General features: G+C 73.2%; 4 protein-coding genes and 2 pseudogenes. 5 read left to right on the top strand and 1 reads right to left on the bottom strand.

The window, feature by feature from the left end:
- Positions 1–455: 455 nt before the first annotated feature.
- The 5 genes and pseudogenes from ABZ193_RS43000 to ABZ193_RS42980 all read left to right on the top strand — a co-directional run.
- Positions 456–1,910: an NAD(P)/FAD-dependent oxidoreductase gene (locus tag ABZ193_RS43000; protein WP_354714578.1), complete on the top strand. Its 1,455-nt coding sequence runs from the start codon at positions 456–458 to the stop codon at positions 1,908–1,910.
- Positions 1,910–2,812, top strand: coding sequence for a metal-dependent hydrolase (locus ABZ193_RS42995; protein WP_237335387.1), 903 nt, complete (start codon positions 1,910–1,912; stop codon positions 2,810–2,812). The genes ABZ193_RS43000 and ABZ193_RS42995 overlap by 1 nt, the downstream gene beginning before the upstream one ends.
- Complete coding sequence (locus ABZ193_RS42990; protein ID WP_354714576.1) at positions 2,809–3,798, top strand: PDR/VanB family oxidoreductase; 990 nt, start codon at positions 2,809–2,811, stop codon at positions 3,796–3,798. The genes ABZ193_RS42995 and ABZ193_RS42990 overlap by 4 nt, the downstream gene beginning before the upstream one ends.
- Before the next feature lie 8 nt (positions 3,799–3,806).
- Entirely contained in the window at positions 3,807–5,204 is a 1,398-nt protein-coding gene (locus tag ABZ193_RS42985) for an aldehyde dehydrogenase family protein (protein ID WP_354714575.1), read from the top strand.
- Positions 5,150–6,031 (top strand): annotated as a pseudogene (locus tag ABZ193_RS42980) (short-chain dehydrogenase/reductase); the annotation flags it as partial. The gene ABZ193_RS42985 and the pseudogene ABZ193_RS42980, both read left to right, overlap by 55 nt.
- A gap of 2 nt (positions 6,032–6,033) precedes the next feature.
- Here ABZ193_RS42980 and ABZ193_RS42975 read toward each other — a convergent pair.
- Positions 6,034–6,161: pseudogene (locus ABZ193_RS42975) on the bottom strand (cation diffusion facilitator family transporter); the annotation flags it as partial.

Raw genomic sequence — 6,161 nt, 5'->3', positions numbered from 1 at the left:
CCGCAGGTGGTGTTCCACAAGCTCGTCGCCTCGCCGATCGTGTACCGGGCCACCTGGGTGTCGGGCGAGAACCTGATCCGCGTCAACGTGACGCACAGGCGCATCCGCCCGGCTCATGCCACCTCGCCGGCGCGCGCCGCCTGACCTGCCCCGCACACCGGCGCATCCGCCCGGCTTATGGCACCCCGCAGGCGCGCGCCGCCTGGCCTGCCCTACGCAGGCGCATCCGCCCGGCTCATGCCACCTCGCCGGCGCGCGCCGCCTGGCCGGGCCCCCGCCCCCGCGGGCCCACTCCGCCTGACCTCCCCCGCGCAGGCGCATCCGCCCGCATCCGCTCGACCTGCACCACCCCGCGAGTGCCCGAACACCCCTCTCAAACCTGACATCACCTGATGTTGACATCACCCGATGTCTCTTTTACCGTCGGCGGAGTACCAGGCAGCGAGGAGGCTTCCATGCGTGAGCGAGTCCGGGTGGCGATCATCGGCGCCGGGTTCGGGGGGCTGGGCACCGCGATCGGCCTCAAGCGCGCCGGCATCGACGACTTCGTCGTCCTCGAACGCGCCGCCGACGTGGGCGGCACCTGGCACGCCAACACCTATCCGGGCGCGCAGTGCGACATCCCGTCCATCCTGTACTCGTTCTCGTTCGCGCCGAACCCGCGCTGGAGCCGCCTCTACCCGTACCAGCCGGAGATCCGCGACTACCTGCGCCGCTGCGCCGAAGACTTCGGCATCACGCCCCACCTCCGCCTGCGCCACGAGGTCCGCGAAGCGAGCTGGCGGGACGGAGCCTGGCACATCAGCACCGACCGGGGCGCCTGGGAAGCGCAGGTGCTCGTCGGCGCGATCGGCCCCTTCAGCGAACCCGCGGTGCCGGACCTGCCGGGCCTGAACCGCTTCCGGGGCACCACCTTCCACACGTCCACTTGGGACCACGACCAGAACCTCGACGGCCGGCGCGTCGCGGTCGTCGGCACCGGTGCCTCCGCCGTGCAGATCATCCCGCAGCTTCAGCCGCGGGTCGCGCGCCTCACCGTCTTCCAGCGCACCCCGACCTGGATCATGCCCCACCCGGACCGCCCGGTCACCGGTCTGCCGCGCCGCCTCCTCGGCCAGGTCCCCGGCGCGCTGAGCCTCGCCCGCACCGGGTTCGACCTGGTGCAGGAAGCCCTCGTGCCGGGCCTGGTGCACCAGCCGCTGCTGCTCAAGGGCATGGAGGCCGTCGCCCGCGCCCACCTGCGCCGCCAGGTCCGCGACCCGCGGCTGCGCGCCAAGCTCACCCCGTCCTACGCGTTCGGCTGCAAGCGCCCCACCTTCTCCAACGCCTACTACCCGGCGCTGGCCCAGCCCAACACCGACGTCGTCACCGAGCCGATCAAGGAGGTGACCGAACGCGGCATCGTCACCGGCGACGGCGCCGAGCACCCGGCCGACACGATCGTTTTCGGCACCGGTTTCCGCATGACCGACCACCCCGGCTTCACCCGGCTGCGCGGCCGGGACGGCCGCACCCTGGCCGAGGTCTGGAACGGCAGCCCGCGCGCCTACCTGGGCACCACGGTCGCCGGCTTCCCCAACTTCTTCCTGCTGCTCGGGCCGAACTCGGTCGTCTACACCTCCCAGGTCGTCACGATCGAAGCCCAGGTCGCCTACATCCTCGACTGCCTTCGCGAAATGGACCGAAGAGGACTGTCCACACTGGAGGTGAAGGCGACGGCGCAGCAGGACTACGTGCGGCGCGTCGATCACGGCCTGCGCAACTCCGTGTGGAACACCGGCGGCTGCCGCAGCTACTACCTCGACTCCGCGGGCCGCAACTTCACCTTCTTCCCCGGTTTCAACCGCACCTTCCGTGCCACCACCCGGCGGGTCGACCTCGCCGACTACCACCTGGAGAGGACGGCGTGATGTTCCGCATCGGCAAACCCCGCATCGACCCCCGCGGCGCCCGGCGCTACACGGAGGAGGCCTACGCGATCGCCGCGCGCGACGTGCACTTCTCCTGGGACGACGTGCCGCTGCACTACATCCCCGGCGAGCCCATGGCCACGCACCTGATCAACGTGATGCACCTGGTGCTCCCCGAGGGCGAGCGCGCCATGTCGGCGGCACTGGCCGAGGCGCTGCCGCTGATCGACGACCCGCGGCTGCGCGAGGAGGTCACCGGTTTCGTCGGGCAGGAAGCCGTGCACGCCTCGTCCCACGAAGGCGCCCGGGGCCACCTCGCCGAGCTCGGCCTGCCCGTCGAACCGGTCGCCCGCAAGATGGACTGGCTCGTCGACCGGGTCCTCGGCGACCACGGCCTGTCCGGCAAGGCTAAGCACGCGTGGCTGTGCGAGCGGCTCGGCCTGTTCGCCGCGATGGAGCACTACACGGCGGTGGTGGGGGAGTGGCTGCTCGGCGCCGACCACCTGGAGCGCGCAGGCATGCACCCGGTCATGCTGGACCTGATCCGCTGGCACGGCGCGGAGGAGGTCGAGCACCGCAACGTCGCCTTCGACGCCTTCATGCACGTCGACGGCGGCTACGCCCGCCGCGTGCGCACGGCGTTGATCGCCAGCTTCACCCTCGCCGTGCTGTTCGTCGGCACCGGCCGCTACCTCTACAACGCCGATCCCACCCAGGACAAGGGCGGGCCGTGGTGGCGCGAACTGATCAGCGCCACCCGCCGCGGCGTGACGCCCAAGCTGTCGATCTTCCTCACCGAGATCCCGAAGTACCTGCGGCCCAGCTTCCACCCGTCGCAGATGGGCAGCATGGACAAGGCCGTCCGCTACCTGGCCCAGTCGCCGGCCGCCAACGCCGCATGACCACCGCGGGCATGCGCCTGGCCGCGGCGGCCAGCGGCACGTACCGGCGGGTGTTCGCCGCCGGGCCGGTCGCGCCGCTGCTGTCGCGGCCGAATCCGGTGCGGCGCACCGGTTACGACCTCGACGTCGTGGTCCAGCGGGTGCGGCAGGAGGCCGAGGACGTCGTCAGCCTGACGTTGGCGGGCGACGACCTGCCGGCGTGGCTGCCGGGCGCGCACCTGGACGTGTTCCTGCCGTCGGGGCTCCAGCGCGCGTATTCGTTGTGCGGCGATCCGGCCGAAGCGACTTACCGCATCGCCGTGCGGCGTCTCGGTGCGGGCTCGCGGGAGATGCACGACCTGCGAGAAGGCGACCGGCTCCGGGTGCGCGGGCCGCGCAATGCGTTTTCCCTGGTCGGGAACGCGCCGTCCTACCTGTTCGTCGCCGCGGGCATCGGCATCACGCCGATCCTGCCGATGGTCCGTGCCCGCCGCGGTCTCCTTGTCTACTTAGGACGGTCAAGGGCGACCATGCCGTTCCTGTCCGAACTGGACGACGCCGAGGTCCGCCCCGACGACGAGTGCGGTCCGCCCGACCTGCGGGAGATCCTCTCCCTCGCCGAGCCGGGGGCCGCGGTCTACCTGTGTGGTCCGCCGCCGTTGACGGCCGGGGCGCAGCGGATCCTGCGCGCGATCAACCCCACGGCGTCCCTGCACACCGAGCGGTTCAGCCCGCCGGTGGTGGAGGGCGGGAGGCCGTTCGAGGTCCACCTGCGTCGCAGTGGGAAGACGGTGGAGGTGGGTGCGGAAGAAAGCGCTCTCGCCGCGATCGGCCGGGTGCTGGACGTGCCGTACTCGTGCCGTCAGGGGTTCTGCGGCACCTGCAAGGTCCGCGTGCTCGACGGCGAGGTGGATCACCGCGACCGTCTGCTCACCCCAGCCGAACGCGACGACGCGATGCTCGTCTGCGTCTCCCGCGCCACCGGCCGTCTCGTTCTCGATCTCTGAGGAGTGTCATGACTGTCGTCGACCACGACGTGACCACCGGCGTCACGGCCGCCGTGCAGGGAGCGCGAGCGGCCGCGCCGGGCTGGGCCGAGCTCGGCTTCACCGGGCGGTCCCGGCGCTTGCGAGCCTGGCGGCGGGCCATCGCCCGGGGCGCGACCGAGCTGGCCGGGCTGATCCACCGCGAGATGGGCAAACCGCTGCCGGACGCGATGCTGGAGATCGCGATGGCTCTGGAGCACCTGGCGTGGGCCGAACGCAATGCCGAGGCCGTGCTCGGCCCGCGCACGGTGCGGCCCGGCGCGCTCACCGCCAACCACAAGTGCGTGGTCGAGTACCGGCCCTACGGCGTGGTCGGTGTGATCGGGCCGTGGAACTACCCGGTCTTCACGCCGCTGGGCTCGATCGCGGCCGCGCTCGCCGCGGGCAACACGGTGGTGTTCAAGCCCAGCGAGTACACGCCCGAGGTCGGCCGCTGGCTGGGCGAGGCGTTCGGCGACGCGTCGGTGCTGGGGGTCGTCACCGGCGACGGCCGAACCGGCGCCGCGTTGTGCCGGTCCGGTGTGGACAAGATCGGCTTCACCGGCTCCACCGCGACCGGCCGCCGGGTCATGGCCGCCTGCGCCGAGTCGGTCACGCCGGTGCTGATGGAGTGCGGCGGCAAGGACGCCCTGCTCGTGGACGCCGACGCCGATTTGGACGCGGCCGCGGACGCCGCGGTGTGGGGCGGCATGTCCAACGCCGGTCAGACCTGCCTGGCGGTCGAGCGGGTGTACGTCCACCGGGACGTGCATGACGCGTTCCTGGAGAAGGTCGTCGCTCTGGCGCGTGGGGTGCGGGCCGGCGAGCACATCGGGCCGGTCACCATGCCCGGCCAGGTGGAGGTCATCGACAGCCACATCCGCGACGCGCTGGACCGCGGCGGCCGCGCGGTGCTGGGCGGGCCGGACGCCGTGCGGGGCCGGTTCGTCGAGCCGACGATCCTCACCGGCGTGCCCGAGGACAGCGCCGCGGTCACCGAGGAGACGTTCGGGCCCACGCTGACCGTGACCGCGGTCGCCGACATGGACGAAGCGGTCGAACTCACCAACCGCAGCCGGTACGGGCTCGGCGCGACGGTCTTCTCCCGCCGTAACGGCGAGGCGATCGCGCGGCGGATCCGGTCCGGCGCCGTGTCGGTCAACGCCTTCGTCGCGCACGCGACCGTGCCCGCGCTGCCGCTGGGCGGCACTGGGGCGTCCGGCTTCGGGCGGGTGCACGGCGCGGACGGGCTGCGTGAGTTCGCCTACCCGCGCGCGACCACCGCGCAGCGGTTCCCGTCACCGGTGCCGTTGACGTCGTTCCGCCGGCCGCCGTGGGCGGACACGCTGGTGCGGGTGCTGATCGCGGTCCGGCACGGGTGGCGGTGACCGTAGTGCTCGCGACACTGCGCGACCTCGGACTACCGCTCCCCGGCGGGCGGACCTACCGCGTCGCGGGACGGACGGTGCTGATCACCGGCGGCGGCGCCGGCATCGGGCGGGCGCTCGCGCGGGTCCTGCACGCGCGGGGCGCGGTGGTGGCGCTCGTCGACCGCGACGGCGCCGCGCTGGAGGCGGCCGCGGAGGAACTGGGGGACCGGGTGCTCACCGCGGTCGCCGACGTGCGGGACCGGGACGGGATCGCGTCGGCGGTGCGGGGTCTGGCCGGCCGCGCGGGCGGGCTGGACGTGGTCGTCGCCAACGCCGGGGTCACCCCGCCGCCCGCGACGCTGCGGCAGATCGAGCCGGGCGAGTTCGACCGGGTGCTGGCGGTCAACGTCACCGGCGCGTTCAACACCGTGCGGCCCGCGCTGGACCACCTGATCGCCCGGCGGGGGCACGTGGTGGTGGTGTCCTCGGCGGCGGCTTTCGTGCCCGGCCCTGGCGGCGCGGCGTACATGGTGAGCAAGGCGGCGGCCGAACAGCTGGGCCGCGCGTTGCGGCTGGAGCTGGCCGGGCACGGCGTGACGGCCGGGGTCGCCTACTTCGGGGTCGTCGACACGCAACTGGCGCGCACCACCCTCGACGACGACCCGCTCGGGCAGGCGCTGGAGAAACGCCTGCCGCGGCCGCTGCGCCGCCGCATCACGGCGACGGAGGCGGCCACCGTGCTGGCCGACGCGATCGCCCGCCGCGCGGGGCGCACGCTCGCGCCGGCGGCGTGGCAGCCGTGGGCGCTGCTGCGCGGGGTGGTGAACGTGGCCGCGGACGCCTACCTAGCCGCCGACCGGACGACGCAGGCGCTGATCCGGACCGGGACCGCGGTGAGCGCGTCGGCGAAGTTGTGGATGGTGTCGCCCAGCAGCGCGACCGAGCCGGTGAACAACACGACGACCAGCTGCGCGG

It is taken from the genome of Amycolatopsis sp. NPDC006125 (genome assembly GCF_040614195.1).
Lineage (GTDB): Bacteria > Actinomycetota > Actinomycetes > Mycobacteriales > Pseudonocardiaceae > Amycolatopsis_E > Amycolatopsis_E tucumanensis.
This window is presented reverse-complemented; position numbering and strand designations above follow the sequence as displayed.